The organism is Natronomonas marina, from assembly GCF_024298905.1.
GTDB lineage: Archaea > Halobacteriota > Halobacteria > Halobacteriales > Haloarculaceae > Natronomonas > Natronomonas marina.
This window is the reverse complement of record NZ_CP101154.1, coordinates 37,984-58,243: the sequence shown is the minus strand read 5'-3', so window position 1 is coordinate 58,243 and position 20,260 is coordinate 37,984. Positions and strand designations below refer to the sequence as shown.

Below are 20,260 nucleotides of genomic sequence, written 5' to 3'. Positions count from 1 at the left end.
CGGGTACCGTTCGGGTGCCCCCTCCCCAGAAGCACGGTAACATCCCACACTATCATAACCCATCTGCCGGCTATGCACAGTTATTTATTCATCTCTCCGCCGGGTACCGGCCAGCCAGACCGGATCGGTGCCGGCCCCCTCGCGGGGGTCGCGCTGTCGTTTCGACCGCGGCGCCGGTCGGTCGCTGCCCCCGGGACAGCGGACGTGCGAACGACGGCCCGACGACGGGACTGCGGTAGGGTTAAGGACGACGTGGCACTGGATACGAACGTTCGATGGAGTCCGTATTCCTGGCGGTCGCGCTCCCGTTCCTCGCCGTCGTCGCCCTCCCGCCGCTGCACCGGGTCCTCGGCGACCGGGTGGGCTACGTCGGTGCCGCCGTCGCGGTCGCCTCCTTCGGTCTCGTCGCGTCCCGGCTCGGCACCACCGGGAGCGGCGCAGTCGCCTGGGTGCCCTCAATGGACGTGGCGCTGCGACTCCGCGTCGACGCCTGGGCGCTGCTCTTCGCACTCCTTGCCAGCGGCATCGGCGTCCTCGTCTTCGCCTACGCCGCCCGCTACATGCACGGCAAGCCGTCCCTCGGACGATTCTACGCGGCGCTGTCGGCCTTCATGGGTTCGATACTCGGCGTCGCCTTCGCCTCGGACCTGGTGGCGCTGTTCCTCTTCTGGGAACTGACGAGCGTCTGCTCGTTCGTCCTCATCGGCTACCACACCGAGGACGCGGAATCGCGCTACTCCGCCCGGATGGCGATGATAATCACCGTCGGGGGCGGTCTCTGTCTGCTCGTCGCGCTCCTGTTGCTGTCGGTGGCCAGCGGTCCCGCCCTCGGCGCCCGCACGTTCGACCTCGCGGCGATGCTGGCGAACGAAGGGACGATACGGGCGATGCGGGCGGCGCTCTCGGATTCGGGGCTGTTCGTCCCCGTCCTCGTCCTCGTGGCCGTCGCCGCCGGCGCCAAGTCCGCACAGGTGCCGCTTCACTTCTGGCTGCCCAACGCGATGGTCGCCCCGACGCCCGTCTCGGCGTTCCTCCACTCGGCGACGATGGTGAAGGTCGGCGTCTACGTCCTCGGGCGGGTCCGGCCGCTCTTTCTCGGCGAGGCGTGGACGCTCCTGGTCGCCACCGTCGGCCTGGCGACGATGACCGTCGGCGCCGTCCTGGCCGTCACCGCCAACGACATCAAGGAACTGCTGGCGTACTCGACGGCGAGCCACCTCGGCCTGATGGTCGCCGGGTTCGGCTTCCGGACCCACTACGGCGCCGAGGCCGGCGTCTTCCACCTGTTCAACCACGCGCTGTTCAAGGCGGCGCTGTTCCTCGTCGCCGGCGTCGTCGCCCACGAGGTCGGGACGCGACGCCTCGACGACCTCGGAGGGCTGTACCGGGACCTCCCGATTACCGCCGCAATCGCCGGTGTGACCGTCCTCAGCATGGCGGGCGTCCCGCCGTTCGGCGGCTTCTACTCGAAGGAACTGCTGTTCAAGGCGGCCTGGGAGACCGGCCTCGCCGAGGGCGGTCTCTACTGGCTGTACCCGGCGGTCGCGGTCGGCGCCAGCGTCTTCACCGTCCTCTACTCGCTGCGATTCCTGAGTGCCTTCCTCGGCGAACGGCCGGCGACCGTCGAGGACGTCGCCCGGCCGCCGGTCGCGCTGGTCGCGCCGCCCGCCCTCCTGGCCGCGCTCACCCTCGTCACGAGCGTCGCGCCGGGGCTGGCAATCGAGGCCGTCGTCGGCGACGCCGCCGCCGTGACCGCCGTCGAAGCGGTCGACGTCACGGCGAAGATTCCGACCGAACCGAGCGGACCCGCGCTGATGAGCCTCGCGGCGCTGGTCGTCGGCGCCGCCGCCTACCCCTCGGTCGACCGGGTCCGAAACGGCATCGCGCGGTTCGAGGCCGGGTCGACGCTGGCCCGCCCGACGAACCTCTACGACTGGCTGCTCGACGAAGTCGAGTGGGCCAGCGACCGACTGGACGCGACGGTCCACGGCGGCCCGTTGCGGACCCACGTCACCTGGGTGCTGGCGACGACGTGCGCGCTCGTCCTGCTGGGCTTCCTCTCGACGGGGGTTGCCGTCCCGCCGACGGGACCGCTGGCGCCGACCGCGATGATACTCGTGCTGGCGGTGGCCGCGGTGGCCGCGGTGGCCGTCGCGGCCGCGCCCTCCCACGTCGCCGGCGTCCTGACGCTCGGCATCCTCGGGTTCATGGTGGCGGTCTTCTACGTGCTGGCCTCGGGCCCGGACCTCGCGCTGACGCAGCTGGTCGTCGAGACGCTGTTGCTCGTGGTCTTCCTGCTCGTCATCGAGGAACTGCCGGCCTACTACGCCGAACTCCGGGTCCGCGTCGCCGCCCGCGACGCCGCGCTGTCGGTGCTGGTCGGCGCGACGGCGTTCGTCGCCGTGCTCGTGGCCGCGCCGGATCAGGGCCTGTCGGAGACGGCGGAGTGGTACGTGAACAACGCCGTCGAGGAGGGCGGCGGCACCAACGTCGTCAACGTCGTGTTGACGGACTTCCGGGCGTTCGACACGCTCGGCGAGGCCGCCGTCATCCTGCTGGCGGCGGCGTCGGTGCTGGTGCTGCTCGCCATGCGCGACAGGGGTGAGACCGGATGACGACGACCATCGTGCGGACGACGGCCCGCGTCGTCGTCCCCATCGTCCTCGTCGTCGCCACGTCGCTGTTCCTCGGCGGCCACAACGCCCCCGGCGGCGGCTTCATCGGCGGCGTCCTGACCGTCGGCGCGTTCGTCCTGGTGTACGTCGCCTACGGCCTGGACTACCTCGAGGTGGGCGTCCTCGACCGCGAGGTCGACCCCGGCGGCGGCATCCTCGAACACCGGACCGTCGCCGCCTACCGCCGGCTGTTCACCCTCGGTCTCGGAATCGCCCTCGCCAGCGGCCTCGCCGGGATGCTCTTCGGCAAGCCGTTCCTCTACCAGCACCACGACTACGTCCACGTGCCGGTGCTCGGCGAGTACGAACTGGCGTCGGCGCTGGTCTTCGACGTCGGCATCTACTGCGTGGTCGTCGGCGGCCTGCTGGCCATCCTGTCGGTGGTGGGCGCCGAATGACCGCCGTCGAGCGCGCCGCCGAACCCGCCCTGCCGGGAGGTGACCGCCGGTGACGCTGGCCGTCGCGGCCGCCGTCGGCGTCCTCTTCGCCGTGGGCACGTTCCTCCTGCTGCGGGACGACGTCGTCCACGTCGTCTGGGGGGTCGCCGTCGTCTCGCAGGCCGCCAACGTCTACCTCATCGGGATGGGGGGCATCCGGGAGGGGACGGCCGACTCGGTGCCGGTGCTGGCCTCGAAGAAGGGCCCGTTCCCGGCGACGGCCGACCCGCTGGTGCAGGCGCTCGTGCTGACCGCCATCGTCATCAGTTTCGGCATCACCGCCTTCGCGCTGGTGCTGTCGTACCGCGGCTACGAGGAAAACGAGAGCATGGACCTCACGGAGTGGGAGCGATGACGGGAACGCTCGTCGTCGCGCCGCTGCTCGTCGTCTTCGGCACCGCCGTCGCCACGCTCGCCGTCCGGAGTCGCCCGCGCCTCCAGCGGGCCACGAGCGTCGCCGGCGTCGCCGTCTACGCCGCCGCCGTCGCCGCCCTGGCGTGGACGGTCGTCCTGTCGCCCGACGCGCCGGGCGCCGTCGCCTACCAGGTCGGCGGCATCCGGGCCCCGCACGGCATCACGCTCGTCGCCGACGCCCTCTCGGCGTTCATGCTCTCGCTCGCGGCGGTCGTGGGCCTGTACGCCGTCGCCGTCTCCGTCCGCTTTATCGACCGCCGCAACCAGCGGACCTACTACCACCCCACCTTCCAGTTGCTGCTGGTCGGCGTCACCGGCGCCTTCCTCGCCGGCGACCTCTTCAACCTCTTCGTGTGGTTCGAGGTGACGCTGATGGCCAGTTACGTCTTCGTCGCCTTCTACGGCGGCGCCGAGCACACCGCCGCGGCGATGCGGTACCTCGTTTTGAACGTCCTCGGGAGCGTCTGCATGCTCGTTGCCGTCGGCGGTCTCTACGCGACCGTCGGGACGCTCAACATGGCCGAGATGGCCCAGCGACTCGTCGCGTCGCCGGCCAGCGTCCGGGCCGCACCGCTGGTCGGCTTCGGCGCGCTGCTCTTCGTCACCTTCGCGCTGAAGGCCGGCCTGGCCCCCTTCCAGTTTTGGGTGCCCGCCGCCTACCGGGCGGCGCCGATGCCCGTCGCGGCCGTGCTGGCCGGCGTGACCAAGAAGGTCGGCATCTACGCCATCGTCCGCCTGTACTTCACGGTCTTCGCCGGCGCGGCGGTGTCGGTCCGCGTGCCCGGGCTCCCCGGCACCTCGCCCCTCGCGGCGCTCGCACCCGTCCTCGGGGTGGCGGCGGCCGCAAGCGTCCTCGTCGGCGGAATCGGCGCGGTGAACCGCGACAGCGTCGACGGCCTGCTGGCGTACTCCTCCATCGGGCAGGTCGGCTTCATCGCCGTGCCGATTGCAGTCGCCGCGGCCGACCCGTCGCTGCGACGCCTCGGCCTCCTGGCCGCGCTGATCTACGCGCTGCACCACGCCCTGACGAAGGGGCTGCTCTTCTTCGTGGCCGCCGTCGTTCGGGACGTGGCGGGGACGACCCGCCTCGCGGAGGTGGGCGGTCTCGGCCAGCGGTCGCCGATCCTCGGGGCCGTCTTCTTCGTCGGCGGCCTCTCGCTGGTCGGCATCCCCCCGCTGGCCGGCTTCTTCGGCAAACTGCTGGTCTTCGAGGTGGCCGCCGCACGCCTGACCGCGGCGCCGACGCCCGCGGCCGTCCTCACCGTCCTCGTCCTGCTCGTCGGCGCGCTCCTGACCATCGTCTACACGACGCGGGCCTGGATGAGCAGCGTCTGGGGCGTCGAGAGCGAGCGCGTCGAGACGGGGAGCGTCGACCGCCCGCTGGTCGCGCTGGTGGCGACGCTTGCGGTGCTGGTCGTCGCCGTCGGGGTCGGCTTCGAGCCGGTGTACCGGTTCGCCGACGCCGCCGCGGGGGCCGCGCTGGACACCGACGGCTACGTCGAGGTCGTGCTGGGGGGTGCGGGGACGTGAAGGTCCGGCGGTGGCCCGCGACCGGCGTCGTGTTCGCGGTCATCTGGGTGTTCGTCACCGGGCCGGCGCTCGCTCCCGTCCCGCTCCTGCGAGCCGCCGTCGCCGGTCTCGCGGTCGGACTCCCGGTCGCGTACGTGTTCCGGCGGCTCTACGCGCCGACGGTCGACCTCGCCCGGGTCGCCGGCGCGACCCCCGCGCTCGCCCGGTACGTCCTGACCTTCGTCCGGCAGATAATCGTCGCCAACCTCGACGTCGCCTACCGGGTGCTCGCGCCGGGGATGCGGCTGGAACCGCAGGTGGTGTTCGTCCCGCTGCGCGTGGAGACGGCGCTGGGCGTCACCACCATCGCCAACAGCATCACCATCACGCCCGGGACAGTGACGCTGGACCACGACCCCGAGGAGAACGGTCTCTACGTCCACACCATCGACGGCCGCGACATCGACGCCCTCGTCGACCCCATCCGCGAGTGGGAGGACTACGCGCTGGCCATCTTCGACGAGGACGCCGACCCGGCCGACCCGACGCCCGCGGTCCGGGTCCACCCCTCCGACTACCCGCCGGAACCGAAGACGATACCCGAACCGGGCGTCGGCGAGGCGCCGGGCGTCGGGGGGGGCGCCGACTCCGGCGCGGAGACGGGAGGTGACGGCGATGGCGGGTGAGGCGCTGGCCGCGGCCGCGGTCGACGCCGCCCTGGTCGTCGTCGCGGCGCTGTGTCTCCTCTGTGGCTACCGGGTCGTCGAGGGACCGACCGTCCCCGACCGGGTGGTCGCACTCGACGCCATCGCCACCAACGTCGTCGCCATCGCGGTGCTGTTCGCGCTGAAGACGGGGCGCGGCCTCTACGTGACCGTCAGCCTCGTGCTGGCCATCATCGGCTTCCTCTCGACGGTCGCGGTCGCGAAGTACATCACCGAGGGCGACATCATCACGAGGCGGGAGTGATCATGAGGGAACCGACAACCGACGAGACGGCCGGGGCGAATCTCGGGGGAGGCGAGCCGTGAGCGCGGCGCTCGTCGAGACCGTCCGGAACCTGACCGTGGTCGCGCTGGTCGCGTCCGGGACGTTCTTCCTCGCGGTCGGCACCCTCGGACTGCTCCGGCTTCCGAACGTCTACAACCGGATGCACGCCACCAGCAAGCCGACCACGCTCGGGACCGCCGCGGTCTTTCTCGCCGGGTTCGTCCGGTTCGGCCCCGGCGGCGCCGGCCTCGCGTCGCTCATCGGCATCGTCTTCCTCTTTTTGACGGTGCCGACGGGCGCACACATGATCTCGCGGGCCGCACAGAAGACCGGCGTCGAGTTCCTCGTCGGCGTCACCTGGCCCGGCCCCGGCGAGAACGAGCGCACGCGGGACGACGAGCGGGACGACGGCGAATCGGACGATCCGGGCGAGGAGTAGGGAGTTATAGGGGACTGACATCCCACTCGCTTCACTCGTGAATCACAGCCAATCGGTAGTAATGTACGTCACTGTATTCATCGCTTCTCGACTCGGGAACCTTTCGATAACGCGCTGGATGATATGGTAGAGTTCGTGCGCGGGGAGCGACTGGTCGGAGACGTAGAATACGCCACTGTGAGAGTCTGCCGGCATCTGCACAAAGTCGTCGTCGCTGGTGACGATGAGGCGGCCCTCTCGGACGGCGTACAGACGAATCGTTGTGTCGTCGACGCCTTCGCCCAATTCGTTCACATCGACGACACGCTCTACATCGTGGCCTGCTTTGTCGAGTTTGTCGGCCAGCGGAGCCGCGATGTTCTCGTCAAGCAGAAACGACACCCGCATACCTACGATTCCGGCAGATCGTCGGGACCGGTGACGATTTTCGGGTCCTCTTTTGCGGCTTCGTGTAGCTCTCGACGGCGTTCCTCGACCGCCCGCATCTCTTCGGGGTGGTCGTGATAGTACGCCAGTGCGTGATAGACGTCCGAAGCAGTGAGGTCAAAGCGGTCTGCTACCGTCTGGGCGCTGAGGTCGCGCTCTTCGACCAGCGCGTGGATGTGGCTCACGGTGATTCGCCGGTCCCGGATATGGGGCTCGTCGTGAATACCCGACTCGTCACCCGAGATGACGGTGTTCATCTGCTTCGACATAGCGTAAAATACCATCGCAGTGGCCTTCAGTCTTTGCCGGTGCAGGCAGTCGCGGGCGTGTTGTCGTCGACCAACGAAACGTCTCCCGAACCGCTCGATACGCAGTCACGTTCGTTCGGCTACCTCTCCGAAGTGAGGGTGCAAACAAGCTCCGTGAGCGGTTCTATGACGCTCTCGGCTACAACAGCCCGCGAAGCCGGGCGAACAGCCCACCGTCGCCGTCGCCGGAGACGTCCTCGCCGGCCAGGTGCGCCAGCACGTCGTCGGTGTCGTTGGGCACCGGTTCGGGGTCGCCGCCGGCCGCCGCCGCGGCGTCGGGGTCCTTCAGCAGGTGGCCGGTCGTCAGACAGACCACATCCTCGCCCGACCCGACGACGCCCGAATCGCGGAGTTTCCGGAGGCCGGCGATGGAGGCCGCCGAGGCAGGTTCGACGCCGACGCCCTCGCCGGCCAGCGCGCGCTGGGCGTCCGTGATCTCCTCGTCGGAGACGGCGACGGCGGTCCCACCCGTCTCCCGGATGCCGGGCAGCGCCTTCGGCGCGTTGACGGGGTTGCCGATGCGGATGGCGGTCGCCACCGTCTCCACGTCGTCCCACCGCTCGATGCCGTCGGCGTCGGACTCGATGGCCTCGACCATCGGCGCCGCCCCCTCGGCCTGGACGCCGGTGAGTTTCGGCACGTCGCCGGGCGCCAGGTCGCCGCCGGCGACCATCTCCCGGAAGCACTTGTAGAGAGCGGCGGTGTTGCCCGCGTTGCCGACCGGCAGGACGATTCGGTCCGGGAACCGTCCCTCGTCGGCGTAGAACTCCTCGAGTATCTCGAGGCCGATGGTCTTCTGGCCCTCCAGGCGGAACGGGTTCAGCGAGTTCAGCAGGTACGCCTCGCCGCGGTCGGCCAGTTCCTGGACGATGTCGAGACACGAATCGAAGTTGCCGTCGACCTCCAGGATGCGTGCGCCGTGGAGGCTCGCCTGGGCTATCTTGCCGGCGGCGACCTTCCCCTCGGGCAGCAACACGAGCGTCTGCAGGCCGGCGCGGGCGCCGTAGGCGGCCAGCGCCGCCGACGTGTTGCCCGTCGAGGCACAGGCCAGTCGGTCGACACCCAGCTCCTGGGCGACACGGACGCCGACGGTCATCCCGCGGTCCTTGAACGAGCCGGTGGGGTTCATCCCCTCGTGTTTGACGCGGAGGTTTCGGACGCCGACGGACGCCTCGAGGCGGGGGACGTAGTGCAGCGGCGTGTCGCCCTCGGGAAGGGTTACCCCCGAGTCGAAGGGCAGGGCGGCGTCGTACCGCCAGACGCCCGATCCCTCGAAGTCGTCGAAGGTGGGGTACGTGTCGTAGCGAGCCTCCAGCAGGCCGTCGCACTCCTGGCAGGTGTAGCGGACCGACTCGAAGGGGGCGTGGTCGTGGCCGCACTCGATGCAGCGCAGCCAGACCCCGTCGTCGGCGACTGCCGGCTCCGTCGGGGCGTCGGGGAGCGTTAGCTCGGCCATCGGTCGATGCTGGCGGCGAGCGGGCAAAAAGGGGGCGGTCGGCGCCGGACTTGCGGCCGTTCAGACGTCCCGGACGTAGCCGTAGTGTCGCATGCACTCGGCCATCTCCTCGGGGGTGTCGTGCTTGTGGAGGGTCGTCGGCGTGTCGCAGTAGTACGTCTCCCCATCGAACCGCAGCGTCATCTCCTCGGGACTCCCGAGTACGTCGGTCCGCACGACGAGCCGTTCCCGCTGGCGGAGACGCTCCAGTAGCTCCTCGGTGTCGTGTTCGCCGGCCTCGACGACCGTTGGACCGCTCATACCGCCACGAGGACCGGGACCCACTTGACGCCTTCCAAAGCCGGCCGTCCGTCAGCCGAATGTCTGACAGGCGGTAACACTTAACACATACCCTCCTCAAGCGACGTCTGTAGGGCGATACTGCCCGGAACGAACCATGCCAGCGCCACTCCAAGACGACGGCGACAGCCCCGAGACGACGAGTACCCGCTGGGCCGAACTCCACCTCGAGAGCGGCGAGGTGGTCATCTACGACACCGAGGAGCCGACCGCCTGGATTCAGTCGTCGGGCGCCGTCTCACTGGAGGCGCTGGTCTGAACGCTACTGGCCGGGGAACTCGTCGATCCGCTCGTGGACGTATGCGGCCCACTCGTTGAGCGTCTCGTGCATCAACTCGCGGGCCTCCGCGGGCGGCGTCGCGCGGTACTGGTAGACGTGGCCGCCGCTGTCGAGCAGGCGCCGCTGTCTGTCGGCAAGCCCCTTCTCCCGGAGCGTGGCGAGCCCGCGGTTGACGTTGCTCCGGTCTCGGTCGACCCTGTCGGCCAGTTCCGCGACGGTGCTGTCCGGGACCTCGAGTAGCTCCACGTAGAGACGCGCTTCGTGGTCCTGTATCCCGAAGACACAACGGAGCACCTCCTCGAAGCCCGGCTCGGAGTCCAGCATGAGGTCTCGGAACCGCGAGGGATCCGGGTCGGCTTCCATGTCTGCCGGGTAGGTCCCGCGGGCGATAAATCCACCCGATACCGGACGGTAACCCCGTCGCCGGCCGCTCCGGGTCGACAGCGGCGGGACCGCGACCTCTACCCCTCCAGCAGGTACGTCAGAAGCGCCTTCTGTGCGTGGAGTCTGTTTTCGGCCTGGTCCCAGACGACCGCGCGGTCGCTCTCCAGCACCGCGTCCGTTATCTCCTCGCCCCGGTGGGCCGGCAGACAGTGCATCACCAGCTGGTCGTCCAGCAGTTCCTCGTCGAGTCGGAAGCCGCCCGCCTCGAAGACGTCGAGTTTCGCCTCGCGTTCGGATTCCTCGCCCATGCTGACCCACACGTCCGTGTAGACGACGTCGGCGCCGTCGGCGGCCGCCTCGGGGTCGGTCGTCGTCTCCGGCGCGTCCCCGAGTTCGGCGGCACGAGCCAGCACCTCGTCGTCGACGGCGTACTCGGCGGGCGTGGCGACCGTCAAATCGAGCCCGACCATCGCCGCGCCGAGCACCAGCGACTGACAGACGTTGTTGCCGTCGCCGACCCAGGCGACGTCGGCGTCGAAGCCGCCGAACCGCTCCCGTATCGTCAGCAGATCCGCCAGCGTCTGACACGGGTGGGCGTCGTCCGTCAGGCCGTTGACCACCGGCACCGTCGCGTACTCGCCCAACTCGACGACGTCGGCGTGGTCGAACAGCCGGGCCATGACGACGTCGACGTACCGCGAAACCGCCCGCGCAGTGTCCTTGATCGGCTCGCCGTGTCCGAGGTGGACGTCGTCGGGCCCGAGGAAGATGGCGTGGCCGCCCAGCTGGGTCGCGCCCGTCTCGAAGGAGACCCGGGTCCGCGTCGAGGGCTTCTCGAATATCATCCCGAGCGTCCCGTCGGCCATCGCCTTCGGCGTCTCGCCGTTCTTGTAGTCGGCCGCACGGCTCAACACCGTCTCCAGTTCCGCCGCGGTCAGGTCGTCGATGGTCAGGAAGTTCATTGCAGGTCCTCCGCGACGGCCTCCAGGACCGCCACCGCGCGGTCGAGTTCGCCCAGCGCGAGCCGTTCGTCCGGCGCGTGGTCCAGCGCGGAGTCGCCGGGACCGTACGTCGCCATCGGGCAGTCCCAGGAGCCCGCATAGAGGTTCATGTCGGCCGTGCCGGTCTTCCGGAGCAGACGCGGGTCGCCGCCCGCCTCCCGAATCGCGGCGCGGAACGCCCGCGCGACCGGCGTTCTGGGACTCTGCATCGTCGGTTCCACCGCGTCCGTCCAGTTAACCGTACCGGCGCCCAGTTCGCCGTCCGCCAGTTCCCGGACCTCCTCCGTCGAGTGGGCGGGCGGCACCCGCAACTGGACCTCCATCGTCGTCTCGACGGCGAGACCGTCCTCGCTGACGCCGCCCTCGACGGCGACGGGCTTGGGCGTCACCTGCTCGAAGACGGGTTCGTAGTCCTCCGCGGCGAACCGTTCCTCGACGGCCGACCACCACGCGATAGCGTCCTGGATGGCGTTGTTCTCCGGGCGGGAGGTGTGGCCCGACTCCGAGGTGGCGACGTAGGTGCCCTGGAGGATGCCCCGGTAGCCGAGCGTGATGCCGTCCCAGCCCGACGGTTCGCCGTTGACGACGGCGTCGGGCGCCTCGCGGTCGTCGACGAGGTGGCGGGCGCCACGGGAGGTCGTCTCCTCGCCGACGACGCCGACGAAGGAGACGCCGGTGCGGACAGCCGCGACCGCAAGCGCCGCGAGCGGACCCTTCGCGTCGACCGAGCCCCGTCCCCACAGGACGGGACCGTCCTCGCCGTCCTCCACCCGGACGGGAATCTCGCCCGGCACCGTGTCGATGTGGGAGGTGTACAGCACCGAGTCGTCAGCGGGCGCCCGGACGTTGCCGACCTCGTCGCGGTAGACCTCCCGGCCGTGGTCCTCGAAGAAGGCCACGAGCGCCGCGGCGCACTCGTCTTCCTCGGGCGTCGGCGACGGGATGGACACGAGCGTCTCCAGCAACGCGCGGGCCTCCTCGTCGGCCGCCAGGCGGTCGGTCGTCTCGCTCACGCGACGATCGCCTCCAGGGCGTCGACGACCTCGTCGGCGTGCTCGCGCTCGACGGTCAGCGGCGGCAGCAGTCTGACGACGCTGCGACCGGCGGGCAGCGCGAGGATGCCGTGCTCGACGGCGAGGTCCCGCAGGATGGGGTTGGCCCCCCGTTTCACCTCGACGCCGACCATCAGCCCCTCGCCGCGGACCTCCCGGACCGACTCCCCCAGGGCGTCGCGCAGTTGTTCGACGAGGTACTCGCCCACCGCGGCGGCGTGGGACGGCAGATCTTCCCGCGTGATGACGGAAAGCGTCGCGCCCGCGGCCGCCGAGACCACCGGCCCGCCCGAGAACGTCGAGCCGTGGTTGCCGGCGTCCTCGGCGATCCACTCGCGGACCAGCGTCGCACCGACCGGCAGGCCGCTACCGAGCCCCTTCGCCGTCGTCAGGACGTCGGGGACGACGCCGTGGCCGTCGGCGGCCCACAGCGTCCCGGTCCGGCCGAGACCCGTCTGTATCTCGTCGAGTATCATCGCGGCGCCGGCCGCCTCGGTCGCCTCCCGGACCGTCCGCAGGTACGCCGTCGAGGCGGGGTTGATGCCGCCCTCCCCCTGCAGCGGTTCGACGATGACCGCGGCCGTCTCCTCGTCGACGGCCTCCCGCATGGCCTCGCTATCGCCGTAGGGGACGAACTCGACGCCGCCGGCCAGCGGCTCGAAGCCCTGCTTGTACTGCTTCTTCCACGTCGTCGCCAGCGACCCCATCGTCCGGCCGTGGAACCCCTGCATCGTCGCGATTATCTTCGAACGGCCGGTCGCGTGGCGGGCGAACTTCAGCGCCGCCTCGTTGGCCTCCGTCCCGGAGTTACAGAGCCAGACGTTGTCGATGTCGCCCGGCGCGAGGTCGGCCAACTGCTCGTACAGCGCCGTCCGGGGCGCGTTCGGGTACGACGCCTGGACGTACAGCAGTTTCTCGATTTGGGCGGTCGTCGCATCGACCACCTCGGGGTGGCAGTGGCCGACCGGCGCGCAGGCGTAACTGGCGCCGAAGTCCAGGTACTCGTCGCCGTTCGTGTCGTAGAGGTGGACCCCCTCGCCACGGTCGATGCCGATGGGTTTCTCGGAGAAGACGAATCCGCTCATTGGTACGACGTATGTTGAAAATTCGGCGAATACCTGATGTTTTCCGTCGCCTCGACTACCGCAGACACCTCGGAAGCCCTCGCGCTCTCGTGTGCCCGCGGCTCGCGGCTGCGCCGCTCGCCCTTCGCGGCCTCCCTCCGGTCGGCCGCGCACGCCTCGCTGTGCTCCTCGCTCACTCCGTTCGCTCCGGTGTCCTCGCGCTGCTGCGCCGCGCGAGCGGGCCGAGGGACCTCCGGTCCCTCGCGGCTTGCTTCGCCGGGGACACGACGAGAGCGCTCGCCCTTCCAGTCCGCCAGGGGAGTGAGAGTGGTGTCGGCTGTCGCTCTCGGCTGCCTGGCAGTCTGTGCTGTATCAAAACCGGCCGCTTCGGTGTCGTGTTGTATGGAAATCGCGCCGGTGATAATGGTCATCACTCGGCACCTCCGAGTGCGGCGGGGAGGATGTGGGTGCCGCCCCCCTCCAGCGCCGACCGGACGGGGGAGTCGGCGTTGGCGTCGGCGACGACCACCTCGCTTGCGCCGCCGGCCAGCGCCTCCTCGGCGGCCATCACCTTCCGACCCATGAATCCCTCGGCGGCGTCCTGCAGTTCCTCGTACTCGTCGGGCGTCGCGACCCGTTCGATGAGCGTCGCGGGGTCGTCGGGATTCCGGTAGACGCCGGCGACGTCGGTCAGCGAGACGAGCGTCCCGCCGAGTTCGGCCGCGACGGCCGCCGAGGCGCGGTCGGCGTCGGTGTTGACCGCCACGCCGTCCTCGGCCAGCATCGGCGGCGAGGCGACGGGCGTGTAGCCGTCTTCGAGCAGCGTCTCCAGCAACTCGCCGTTCACGTCCTCGATCCTCCCGGAGTGGTCGCCGCGGCGTATCTTCTTCTTGCCGTCCTCCACGACACGGACCGCCGACTTCCGGGAACCGGTGAGGAGGCCGCCGTCGACGCCGGACAGTCCGACGGCGTCGCACCCCTCGTTCCGCAGGCCGGTCACGAGGTCGGTGTTCACCAGCCCCGCCATCGCCATCTTGAACACGTCCATCGTCTCGGCGTCGGTGAACCGGCCGACGACGCCCGACGGCGTCTCGACGTACTCCGGTTCCATGCCCATCCGCTCGAGGGCGTCGTCGACCGCCGTCGAACCGCCGTGGACGACGACGACGTCGATACCCTCCTCGACCGTGGCGGCGACATCGGCCAGCGCGCCCCCGGGGTCGACCGCGCGGGCGCCGCCGATCTTGACGACGACGGGGTCGCCGTCGGCCATGTCAGGGCGCCCCCACCGGATGCAGACCGGTGAACTCCAGGCCAGCGGTCTCCTCGAAGCCCAGGGCGACGTTGGCGGCGTGGACCGCCTGGCCCGCCGACCCCTTCATCATGTTGTCGATGGCCGAGAAGACGACCACGCGCCGGTTCCCGGGGTCGAGTTCGAAGCCGACCTCCGCGTAGTTCGAGCCGGCGACGGCCTTCGGCTCGGGGTAGCGGTAGACGCCGGACCCGCCGGCCACGAGCCGGACGAACGGCTCGTCCTCGTAACTTTCGCGGAACGCACCCCAGAGGTCGCCCTTCGAGACGGGCGAGTCGGGGTAGACGTGACAGGTCGCCGACGCGCCGCGGGTCATGTCGACCGCGTGGGCGGTGAACGACACCGAGGTGCCGAGGAACTGCTCGATTTCGGCCTCGTGGCGGTGGCCCGTCGGCGCGTAGGGCCGGACGACGCCGGACCGCTCGGGATGCGAGGAGGCCTCGCCGCCGCCGGCGCCGCCCTCCGAGGAGCCGACCTTCACGTCGACGACGATTCGCTCGTCGCCGCCCAGGATGCCGTCGTCGAACAGCGGCTTCAGCCCGAGGATGGCGGCCGTGGCGTTACAGCCGCCCGAGGCGACGATGTCGGCGCCGCGGAGGTTCTCGCGGTTGAGTTCGGGCAGCGCGTACTCCGCGTCGGCGAGCAGTTCCGGCCGGTCGTGGCCGTCGTAGTACTCCTCGTACTGGGCCTCGCTGTCCAGCCGGAAGTCCGCGCTGAGGTCGACGACCGTGTCGGCCGCCTCCCGATAGGCGTCGATGTGTTCCATCGAGACGCCGTGGGGCGTACACGCAAAGAGGACGTCCACGGATTCGAGGTCCCCCGGGTCGGAGAAGCGGAGGCCCATCCCCCGCAGGTTCGGGTGGACCGACCCCACCGTCTTGTTCTCGTAACTGCGAGAGGTCGCCTGGACCACCTCGAACTCGGGGTGGCTTTCCAGCAGGCGGAGCAGTTCCCCGCCGGTGAAGCCGCTCGCCCCGACGACGCTGGCCGTTTTCATGCGGTCACCTCGACGCCCTGCACCGTCGCCTCGAGCCAGTCGACGACGGCGGCGGGGACATCCACGTCAGTCACCTCGTTGAGCGCCTTGAACTCGACGGTGTGATTGACCTCGTGGACGGTGTACTCGCCGGAGTCGGCCCCGCCGACTTCCATGAGGTCGACGCCGAGCAGGCCGCCGCCGACGGCGTCGGAGGCGCGCTCGACGAGGTCGGCCATCGCCGGCGTCACCTCGATTTCCTCGGTCTCGGCACCCTGGGCGGCGTTCGTCAGCCAGTGCTCCGAGGAGCGGGCCATCGCGGCGACCGGCTCGCCGTCCGTGGCGACGACGCGGATGTCGCGGCCCGGCTTCTCGACGAACTCCTGAATGTAGAACACCTTGTGCTCGTAGTGGCCCAGCGTCTCCTTGTGCTCGAGGATTGCCTCGGCAGCCGAGCGGGAGTCGATTTTCGCCATCAACCGACCCCACGAGCCGACGACCGGCTTGAGCACGCAGGGGTAGCCGAACTCCTCGATTGACTCCAGCGCCGACTCCTTGGTGAAGGCGACCTCGGTCGCCGGCGTCGGAATCCCCTCCTCGGCCAGCACGAGACTGTTGTGCGCCTTGTCGGCACAGACCGCCGCCGTCTCCGGGTCGTTGACCACCGGGACGTCGTAGGCGTCGACGAACCGGGTGATGTACCGCGACCGGCTGGTCGCGAGACAGCGGTCGACGACGATGTCGACGCCGTCGAAGGCCGCCGGCGGCTCGTGGACGCCGAACCGCTCCTTGCGGACGTCGATCTTCGTCACCTCGTGGCCGCGGTCCCGGAGTTCGCTCAACAGGAGCTTCTCGTCGCGGCGGATGCGCGAGTAGAGGATTCCGACGTTCATGCGGACCCCTCGCGCGACGCTGCGGTCGTCCGGCGGGCGGTGCCGACGTACACGGCCCTACTCCCCCCAGTCCTCTTCGAGTTCGGGCGCCGTATCGAGGTCGACGGGGTCTTCGCCCACGACTTCGAGTTCGGCACCGCAGGTGGCACAGTCGACTATCTCTCCGACCTCCAGGTCGTCGTGCAGGTCCAGGTCGGCCCCGCACTCGGGACATTCCGTCATCGTACCCCCCACTCGGCCCGGGACGCACTTAAGCCCTTCGGACCTATCAGAATAAAGTAACGACATATACCTCACTCTAACGGCGTCAGAGCGCACAATTACCGCCCAAACTGAATTTGGTATCAGTATTCTGGTAGTACGTCCCCGGCAGGGGACGGCGGCGGCCCGCGGCGCGGCGGGTCCCGCGGGAAGGCGACGCACTGTGGGCCGCCCGCCACCGTCTCGTCCGTCGGTCGTCGCTCAGACATACGTCGCCACCTCCGCCTCGAGGCCGTTCTCGGCCGCCGCGAGGTCCGCACGGCGGGACTCGACGGCGGCGGCGTCGGCGTCGATGTCGTCGCGGGCCTCGGCCAGCGCGTTCTCGACGGCCGCGGGCGCGGGACCGCCGACCGAGTCCCGGGAGGCGACGCTCGTCTCGGGGTCCAAGGCCGCCTCGACGGCCTCGCGGTCGACGTAGGCGTCGAGCGACTCCGAGAGCACCGCCTCGGCAGCGGCCTCGCACGCCGCGTAGTCGCTCCCCTCCTCGGCGGCGCGGGCGACCACCTCGTGGGCCGTCCGGAACGGCACGCCGGCCATCGCCAGCAGGTCGGCCACGCCGGTCGCGGTCGAAAAGCCCTCGCCGGCCGCCGCCGAAAGCGCCTCGGTCCGCCAGTCGGCGGTGGCGACCGCGCCGGCGGCGACCTCCGTGGCCGCCTCGACCGCCTCGACCGCCTCGAAGGCGTGGGGGTGGGCCCGCTGCAGATCGCGGTTGTACGCCCGGGGAAGCCCCTTCAGCGTCGACAGCAGGCCGTTCAGGCCGGCCGCGGCGTCGCCGGCCGTCCCGCGGACCAGTTCCATCGTGTCGGGGTTCTTCTTCTGCGGCATGATGGAGGACGTCGAGGCGTACTCGTCGGCCAACTCGACGTAGCCCTGCGTCGAGTAGACGACGAGGTCCTCGGCCAGCCCCGACAGCGTCGTCGCGAGCGTCGCAGCGGCCGCGGTCGTCTCGACGAGGAAGTCCCGCGCCGAGGCGGCGTCCATCGAGTTCACGACGAGGCCGTCGAAGCCGAGCAGTTCGGCCGTCCGCTCGCGGTCGACGTCGAACGGCGTGCCCGCGAAGGCCGCCGCGCCCAGCGGCGAGCGGTTCACCCGCTCGTAGGCGTCGAGCAACCGGTCGGTGTCGCGTGCCAGCGCCGACTCGTAGGAGGACAGGTAGTGCCCCAGCGTCGTCGGCTGGGCGGGCTGGAGGTGGGTGAAGCCCGGCATCACGGTGTCGGTGTGGTCGGCCGCGGCGTCGGCCAGCACCTCCCGGGCCGCGAGCGTCGCCTCGGCGACGTCGAGGACGTCCTCCCGCAGGCGGTACCGGATGCAGGTCGCCACCTCGTCGTTGCGCGAGCGAGCCGTGTGCATCCGGCCGCCGCGGGCGCCGACCCGGTCGATGACCGCCGTCTCGATGGCGGCGTGGACGTCCTCGCCGTCCGGGAGTTCGCCGTGGCCCGCCGCCTCCACGTCGGCGAGTGCTTCGAGGATGGCAGCCGCGTCCGCCTCGTCGACGATGTCCTGCTCTGCGAGCATCACGACGTGGGCGCGGTCGACCGCCAGGTCCGCCGCGAAGATGCGCTCGTCGGCCGCCAGACTCGACAGAAAGTCGCGGGCAGGGCCGCCGCTGAACCGCTCGCGGCGGACGACGTCTCGCGGGTCGCTCCGCTCCCCGCTCGACCTTTTCGAGGCCCGCTGGGCCTCGCTCCCGTCTTCGCTGTCCTCCTCGTCGGTCATGGTCACTCCTGGCCGTCGATGATGCTGTTCGCCAGCCGTTCCTGGAAGCCGTGGTACTTGGCGACGCCGGTGGCGTCGGCCTGCTCGATACCGCCCATCACGTCCTCGGTGTCGAACGAGGAGGCCTCCGCCGAGTAGACGGCGTACGTCGAGTCCCGGCCGACCGGGCGGGCCTGCCCGCCCTCGAGCCGAATCGTGACCGTGCCCGTGACGCGGGTCTGGGTCTTCTCGATGAACGCCTCCAGCGCGCCGACGAGCGGCGCGTTCACCAGTCCCTGGTATCCCTTCTCGGACCACTCGTGGTCGACGCGCCCTTTGAACGCGCGCTCCTCCTTCGTGAGCACGAGGTCCTCCAGCGCGCGGTGGGCGTTCAACAGCACCGTCGCCGCGGGGTGCTCGTAGTTCTCGCGGACCTTCAGCCCGAGCATGCGGTCCTCCATGATGTCGGAGCGACCGACGCCGTAGGCGCCCGCCACGTCGTTCAGTTCCTCGACGAGTTCGACCGGCTCCATCTCGTTCCCGTCGAGACTGACCGGATAGCCGTTCTCGAAGCCGATCTCGAGTTCGAGCGTCTCCTCGCCCGGCGCGGTCGTCCACTCGTATATCTCCTCGCCGGGGACGTAGCTCGGCTCCTCGAGTTCCGACCCCTCGATGGAGCGGCTCCAGAGGTTCGTGTCGATGCTGTACTTGCCCTCGTCGCCGCCCGAGACCGGAAGATTACGCTCGGCGGCGTACTCCTGTTCGAAGCTCCGCGTCAGCCCGAGCTCCCGGACCGGCGCGATGACCTCCATCTCGGAGTCGCGCCAGACGGCCTCGAACCGGAGCTGGTCGTTGCCCTTGCCGGTACAGCCGTGCGCCAGGCCCGTACAGCCCTCGCGCTCGGCCACCTCGAGGATGGCCGCCGCGATGACGGGGCGAGCCAGCGCCGTCCCCAGGGGGTACCCCTGGTAGGAGGCGTTCGCGCGGACGGCGTCGAAACAGAGGTCGGCGAACTCAGCCTTCGCGTCGACGACGTAGTGTTCGAGGTCGAGCGCCTCGGCGGTTTCCTCGGCCTCGGCGAACTCCTCTGCGGGCTGGCCGACGTCGACCGTGACGCCGACGACCTCGTCGTAGCCGTACTCCTCTTCGAGCAGCGGGACGCATACCGTGGTGTCGAGCCCCCCGGAGAAGGCGAGCGTGACGCGTTCGTTATCTGACATTTGTGGTTGGTTTTGATTCGGGGACCGTCGTCCGGACGGTCGTCGTTGGAAACTGTGCGAGCGCGACGGGGAGGTGGTACTGTTCGGGCCTAACGGCCCGGTCGTCGCGGTCGCGGGAGAAGAACGGACCCGCCGGTGGCTTCGCGCGTGCCGGAGCGGTGGGTCCCGGTCATGTACATCACCCTACTCCGACGGCGGTATTAAACCCTTGCGGGTCGGCAAGAATGATTTGTGACTCGGTGCCGTGGGACAGACGGCGGCCCGGTCGCGGCGCACCCCACGGCCGTGCGGCCTACTCCCGTCGCCGTATCGCCAGCACGACGAGCGCGGCGGGAATCACGGCGAGAAGCAACGCCTGCAACACCAGCGTGGTGCCACCGCCGCCACCGCCCGCCGGTGTCGGCGTCTCCGTCGGCGTGGCCGTCGGCGCGTCGGGGTCGACGAACTCCGCGAAGAACCCCGAGAAGTCCGACGTCATCGGGTTCAGGAGGACGCTGTTCTGTCTGGCCCGGAGCGGCGAGGGAGCGGTCCGGTTCCGGCGGTACCCCTCGGGACCGTGGACGGCCACCTCGCGGTTCGGCTCGTAGCCGGCCCGGAACGGCTGGGCCACGATGACCTTCCGCCGGTCGGCGTACGCGAGGTTCTGCCAGTCGGCACGGACCTCGACGCGACCGTAGTCGCCCTGTTCGTAGGTGCGGACCGAGACGTTGTGGACGCGGGTCTCCCAGCCGGCCTCCTCGCTGGCGTTCTCGGCGGCACCGCGCAGTTCGGCGACGACCGCCGCCCGGAACGCCGCCCGCCGGCTCTCGTTGTCCGTGTAGGACTCGTAGGCCGTCCGTCCCTCCTCGGCCGAGAGGTCGAAGGCGTTGACGTAGTAGACCGTCGCGTTCCCGTCCGCCTCGAGTTCGATGCCGAGGAGCGACCGCTCGGGTTCCTCGTGGGCGGCCGCACCGACGCCGACCGCCACGGACAGACAGAGAGTCACGACGGCCAGCGCCGCGAGCGCTCGTCGCATCGCCCGTTCGTCCGTGACCCTGTGGCAAATCGGTTTCGCTCCCGTCGCATCCCGCGCCGGCCGGCGCGGGCCCGGACGCCGACGGCGTACCTCCGAAACTAGCCACAGCGCTTT

At 70.2% G+C, this 20,260-nt stretch carries 24 protein-coding genes; 8 read left to right on the top strand and 16 right to left on the bottom strand.

Features of this window, described 5'->3' with window-relative positions:
- Positions 1–275: 275 nt before the first annotated feature.
- Genes mbhE through mnhG form a run of 7 tightly spaced genes read left to right on the top strand, consistent with a single transcriptional unit; the run spans position 276 to position 6,464 of the window.
- Positions 276–2,615 carry a hydrogen gas-evolving membrane-bound hydrogenase subunit E gene (gene mbhE, locus NLF94_RS00320; protein ID WP_254839468.1) on the top strand — a complete coding sequence of 780 codons (2,340 nt, stop codon included), beginning with the start codon at positions 276–278 and terminating at the stop codon, positions 2,613–2,615.
- Positions 2,612–3,073 carry an MnhB domain-containing protein gene (locus NLF94_RS00315; RefSeq protein WP_254839467.1) on the top strand — a complete coding sequence of 154 codons (462 nt, stop codon included), beginning with the start codon at positions 2,612–2,614 and terminating at the stop codon, positions 3,071–3,073. Before mbhE ends, NLF94_RS00315 begins: the two co-directional genes overlap by 4 nt.
- 49 nt (positions 3,074–3,122) lie before the next feature.
- Entirely contained in the window at positions 3,123–3,467 is a 345-nt protein-coding gene (locus tag NLF94_RS00310; RefSeq protein WP_254839466.1) for a sodium:proton antiporter, read from the top strand.
- Positions 3,464–5,056 carry a complex I subunit 5 family protein gene (locus NLF94_RS00305; protein ID WP_254839465.1) on the top strand — a complete coding sequence of 531 codons (1,593 nt, stop codon included), beginning with the start codon at positions 3,464–3,466 and terminating at the stop codon, positions 5,054–5,056. The genes NLF94_RS00310 and NLF94_RS00305 overlap by 4 nt, the downstream gene beginning before the upstream one ends.
- The gene (locus NLF94_RS00300) at positions 5,053–5,721 is read left to right on the top strand and encodes a Na+/H+ antiporter subunit E (RefSeq protein WP_254839464.1); all 669 of its coding nucleotides are present in this window, start codon (positions 5,053–5,055) and stop codon (positions 5,719–5,721) included. Before NLF94_RS00305 ends, NLF94_RS00300 begins: the two co-directional genes overlap by 4 nt.
- A complete protein-coding gene (locus NLF94_RS00295) occupies positions 5,711–6,004 on the top strand; it encodes an MrpF/PhaF family protein (protein ID WP_254839463.1) in 294 nt (97 codons plus the stop codon). Before NLF94_RS00300 ends, NLF94_RS00295 begins: the two co-directional genes overlap by 11 nt.
- A gap of 58 nt (positions 6,005–6,062) precedes the next feature.
- Entirely contained in the window at positions 6,063–6,464 is a 402-nt protein-coding gene (mnhG, locus tag NLF94_RS00290; protein WP_254839462.1) for a monovalent cation/H(+) antiporter subunit G, read from the top strand.
- A 42-nt stretch (positions 6,465–6,506) separates the two neighbouring features.
- Here mnhG and NLF94_RS00285 read toward each other — a convergent pair whose 3' ends face one another.
- The 4 genes from NLF94_RS00285 to NLF94_RS00270 form a co-directional block, all read right to left on the bottom strand.
- Complete coding sequence (locus tag NLF94_RS00285; RefSeq protein ID WP_254839461.1) at positions 6,507–6,851, bottom strand: DUF5615 family PIN-like protein; 345 nt, start codon at positions 6,849–6,851, stop codon at positions 6,507–6,509.
- A gap of 2 nt (positions 6,852–6,853) precedes the next feature.
- Entirely contained in the window at positions 6,854–7,159 is a 306-nt protein-coding gene (locus NLF94_RS00280) for a DUF433 domain-containing protein (RefSeq protein WP_254839460.1), read from the bottom strand.
- Between the two features lie 178 nt (positions 7,160–7,337).
- A complete protein-coding gene (gene thrC / locus NLF94_RS00275) occupies positions 7,338–8,654 on the bottom strand; it encodes a threonine synthase (RefSeq protein WP_254839459.1) in 1,317 nt (438 codons plus the stop codon).
- A gap of 60 nt (positions 8,655–8,714) precedes the next feature.
- Positions 8,715–8,954: a DUF8001 family protein gene (locus NLF94_RS00270; RefSeq protein WP_254839458.1), complete on the bottom strand. Its 240-nt coding sequence runs from the start codon at positions 8,952–8,954 to the stop codon at positions 8,715–8,717.
- 136 nt (positions 8,955–9,090) lie between these two features.
- Between NLF94_RS00270 and NLF94_RS00265 the strand changes: the two genes are divergently transcribed.
- Positions 9,091–9,252, top strand: a complete 162-nt coding sequence (locus NLF94_RS00265) for a DUF7331 family protein (protein ID WP_254839457.1) — start codon at positions 9,091–9,093, stop codon at positions 9,250–9,252.
- A 3-nt stretch (positions 9,253–9,255) separates the two neighbouring features.
- Here the strand turns inward: NLF94_RS00265 and NLF94_RS00260 are convergent, their stop codons facing one another.
- The 12 genes from NLF94_RS00260 to NLF94_RS00205 all read right to left on the bottom strand — a co-directional run bounded on the left by NLF94_RS00260 (position 9,256) and on the right by NLF94_RS00205 (position 20,146).
- The gene (locus NLF94_RS00260) at positions 9,256–9,636 is read right to left on the bottom strand and encodes a helix-turn-helix domain-containing protein (protein WP_254839456.1); all 381 of its coding nucleotides are present in this window, start codon (positions 9,634–9,636) and stop codon (positions 9,256–9,258) included.
- Between the two features lie 98 nt (positions 9,637–9,734).
- On the bottom strand, positions 9,735–10,619 hold the full coding sequence (gene argF / locus NLF94_RS00255) for an ornithine carbamoyltransferase (RefSeq protein ID WP_254839455.1): 885 nt from the start codon (positions 10,617–10,619) through the stop codon (positions 9,735–9,737).
- The gene (locus tag NLF94_RS00250) at positions 10,616–11,671 is read right to left on the bottom strand and encodes a [LysW]-lysine hydrolase (protein WP_254839454.1); all 1,056 of its coding nucleotides are present in this window, start codon (positions 11,669–11,671) and stop codon (positions 10,616–10,618) included. The genes argF and NLF94_RS00250 overlap by 4 nt, the downstream gene beginning before the upstream one ends.
- Positions 11,668–12,795, bottom strand: a complete 1,128-nt coding sequence (locus NLF94_RS00245) for an aspartate aminotransferase family protein (RefSeq protein ID WP_254839453.1) — start codon at positions 12,793–12,795, stop codon at positions 11,668–11,670. The genes NLF94_RS00250 and NLF94_RS00245 overlap by 4 nt, the downstream gene beginning before the upstream one ends.
- Positions 12,792–13,205, bottom strand: coding sequence for a hypothetical protein (locus NLF94_RS00240; protein WP_254839452.1), 414 nt, complete (start codon positions 13,203–13,205; stop codon positions 12,792–12,794). Before NLF94_RS00240 ends, NLF94_RS00245 begins: the two co-directional genes overlap by 4 nt.
- Positions 13,205–14,047 carry an acetylglutamate/acetylaminoadipate kinase gene (locus NLF94_RS00235; RefSeq protein ID WP_254839451.1) on the bottom strand — a complete coding sequence of 281 codons (843 nt, stop codon included), beginning with the start codon at positions 14,045–14,047 and terminating at the stop codon, positions 13,205–13,207. Before NLF94_RS00235 ends, NLF94_RS00240 begins: the two co-directional genes overlap by 1 nt.
- Position 14,048: 1 nt before the next feature.
- The gene (gene argC, locus NLF94_RS00230; RefSeq protein ID WP_254839450.1) at positions 14,049–15,083 is read right to left on the bottom strand and encodes an N-acetyl-gamma-glutamyl-phosphate reductase; all 1,035 of its coding nucleotides are present in this window, start codon (positions 15,081–15,083) and stop codon (positions 14,049–14,051) included.
- Positions 15,080–15,955, bottom strand: a complete 876-nt coding sequence (lysX, locus tag NLF94_RS00225; protein WP_254839449.1) for a lysine biosynthesis protein LysX — start codon at positions 15,953–15,955, stop codon at positions 15,080–15,082. Before lysX ends, argC begins: the two co-directional genes overlap by 4 nt.
- Before the next feature lie 57 nt (positions 15,956–16,012).
- Complete coding sequence (gene lysW / locus NLF94_RS00220; protein ID WP_254839448.1) at positions 16,013–16,177, bottom strand: lysine biosynthesis protein LysW; 165 nt, start codon at positions 16,175–16,177, stop codon at positions 16,013–16,015.
- 240 nt (positions 16,178–16,417) lie between these two features.
- Positions 16,418–17,932 carry an argininosuccinate lyase gene (gene argH / locus NLF94_RS00215; RefSeq protein WP_254839447.1) on the bottom strand — a complete coding sequence of 505 codons (1,515 nt, stop codon included), beginning with the start codon at positions 17,930–17,932 and terminating at the stop codon, positions 16,418–16,420.
- Between the two features lie 2 nt (positions 17,933–17,934).
- A complete protein-coding gene (locus NLF94_RS00210) occupies positions 17,935–19,131 on the bottom strand; it encodes an argininosuccinate synthase (protein ID WP_254839446.1) in 1,197 nt (398 codons plus the stop codon).
- Between the two features lie 292 nt (positions 19,132–19,423).
- Positions 19,424–20,146, bottom strand: a complete 723-nt coding sequence (locus NLF94_RS00205; protein WP_254839445.1) for a DUF7345 domain-containing protein — start codon at positions 20,144–20,146, stop codon at positions 19,424–19,426.
- Between the last annotated feature and the right edge of the window lie 114 nt (positions 20,147–20,260).

What these genes read in the sequence shown, in the direction of transcription:
- argF (WP_254839455.1), bottom strand. Translation starts at nt 10,619, where the DNA reads ATGAACTTCCTGACCATCGACGACCTGACCGCGGCGGAACTGGAGACG.
- lysW (WP_254839448.1), bottom strand. Translation starts at nt 16,177, where the DNA reads ATGACGGAATGTCCCGAGTGCGGGGCCGACCTGGACCTGCACGACGAC.
- NLF94_RS00265 (WP_254839457.1), top strand. Translation starts at nt 9,091, where the DNA reads ATGCCAGCGCCACTCCAAGACGACGGCGACAGCCCCGAGACGACGAGT.
- mbhE (WP_254839468.1), top strand. Translation starts at nt 276, where the DNA reads ATGGAGTCCGTATTCCTGGCGGTCGCGCTCCCGTTCCTCGCCGTCGTC.
- NLF94_RS00240 (WP_254839452.1), bottom strand. Translation starts at nt 13,205, where the DNA reads ATGACCATTATCACCGGCGCGATTTCCATACAACACGACACCGAAGCG.
- argC (WP_254839450.1), bottom strand. Translation starts at nt 15,083, where the DNA reads ATGAAAACGGCCAGCGTCGTCGGGGCGAGCGGCTTCACCGGCGGGGAA.
- NLF94_RS00245 (WP_254839453.1), bottom strand. Translation starts at nt 12,795, where the DNA reads ATGAGCGGATTCGTCTTCTCCGAGAAACCCATCGGCATCGACCGTGGC.
- NLF94_RS00280 (WP_254839460.1), bottom strand. Translation starts at nt 7,159, where the DNA reads ATGTCGAAGCAGATGAACACCGTCATCTCGGGTGACGAGTCGGGTATT.
- NLF94_RS00205 (WP_254839445.1), bottom strand. Translation starts at nt 20,146, where the DNA reads ATGCGACGAGCGCTCGCGGCGCTGGCCGTCGTGACTCTCTGTCTGTCC.
- lysX (WP_254839449.1), bottom strand. Translation starts at nt 15,955, where the DNA reads ATGAACGTCGGAATCCTCTACTCGCGCATCCGCCGCGACGAGAAGCTC.
- NLF94_RS00260 (WP_254839456.1), bottom strand. Translation starts at nt 9,636, where the DNA reads ATGGAAGCCGACCCGGATCCCTCGCGGTTCCGAGACCTCATGCTGGAC.
- thrC (WP_254839459.1), bottom strand. Translation starts at nt 8,654, where the DNA reads ATGGCCGAGCTAACGCTCCCCGACGCCCCGACGGAGCCGGCAGTCGCC.
- NLF94_RS00210 (WP_254839446.1), bottom strand. Translation starts at nt 19,131, where the DNA reads ATGTCAGATAACGAACGCGTCACGCTCGCCTTCTCCGGGGGGCTCGAC.
- NLF94_RS00305 (WP_254839465.1), top strand. Translation starts at nt 3,464, where the DNA reads ATGACGGGAACGCTCGTCGTCGCGCCGCTGCTCGTCGTCTTCGGCACC.
- NLF94_RS00235 (WP_254839451.1), bottom strand. Translation starts at nt 14,047, where the DNA reads ATGGCCGACGGCGACCCCGTCGTCGTCAAGATCGGCGGCGCCCGCGCG.
- NLF94_RS00295 (WP_254839463.1), top strand. Translation starts at nt 5,711, where the DNA reads ATGGCGGGTGAGGCGCTGGCCGCGGCCGCGGTCGACGCCGCCCTGGTC.
- NLF94_RS00270 (WP_254839458.1), bottom strand. Translation starts at nt 8,954, where the DNA reads ATGAGCGGTCCAACGGTCGTCGAGGCCGGCGAACACGACACCGAGGAG.
- NLF94_RS00315 (WP_254839467.1), top strand. Translation starts at nt 2,612, where the DNA reads ATGACGACGACCATCGTGCGGACGACGGCCCGCGTCGTCGTCCCCATC.
- argH (WP_254839447.1), bottom strand. Translation starts at nt 17,932, where the DNA reads ATGACCGACGAGGAGGACAGCGAAGACGGGAGCGAGGCCCAGCGGGCC.
- NLF94_RS00285 (WP_254839461.1), bottom strand. Translation starts at nt 6,851, where the DNA reads ATGCGGGTGTCGTTTCTGCTTGACGAGAACATCGCGGCTCCGCTGGCC.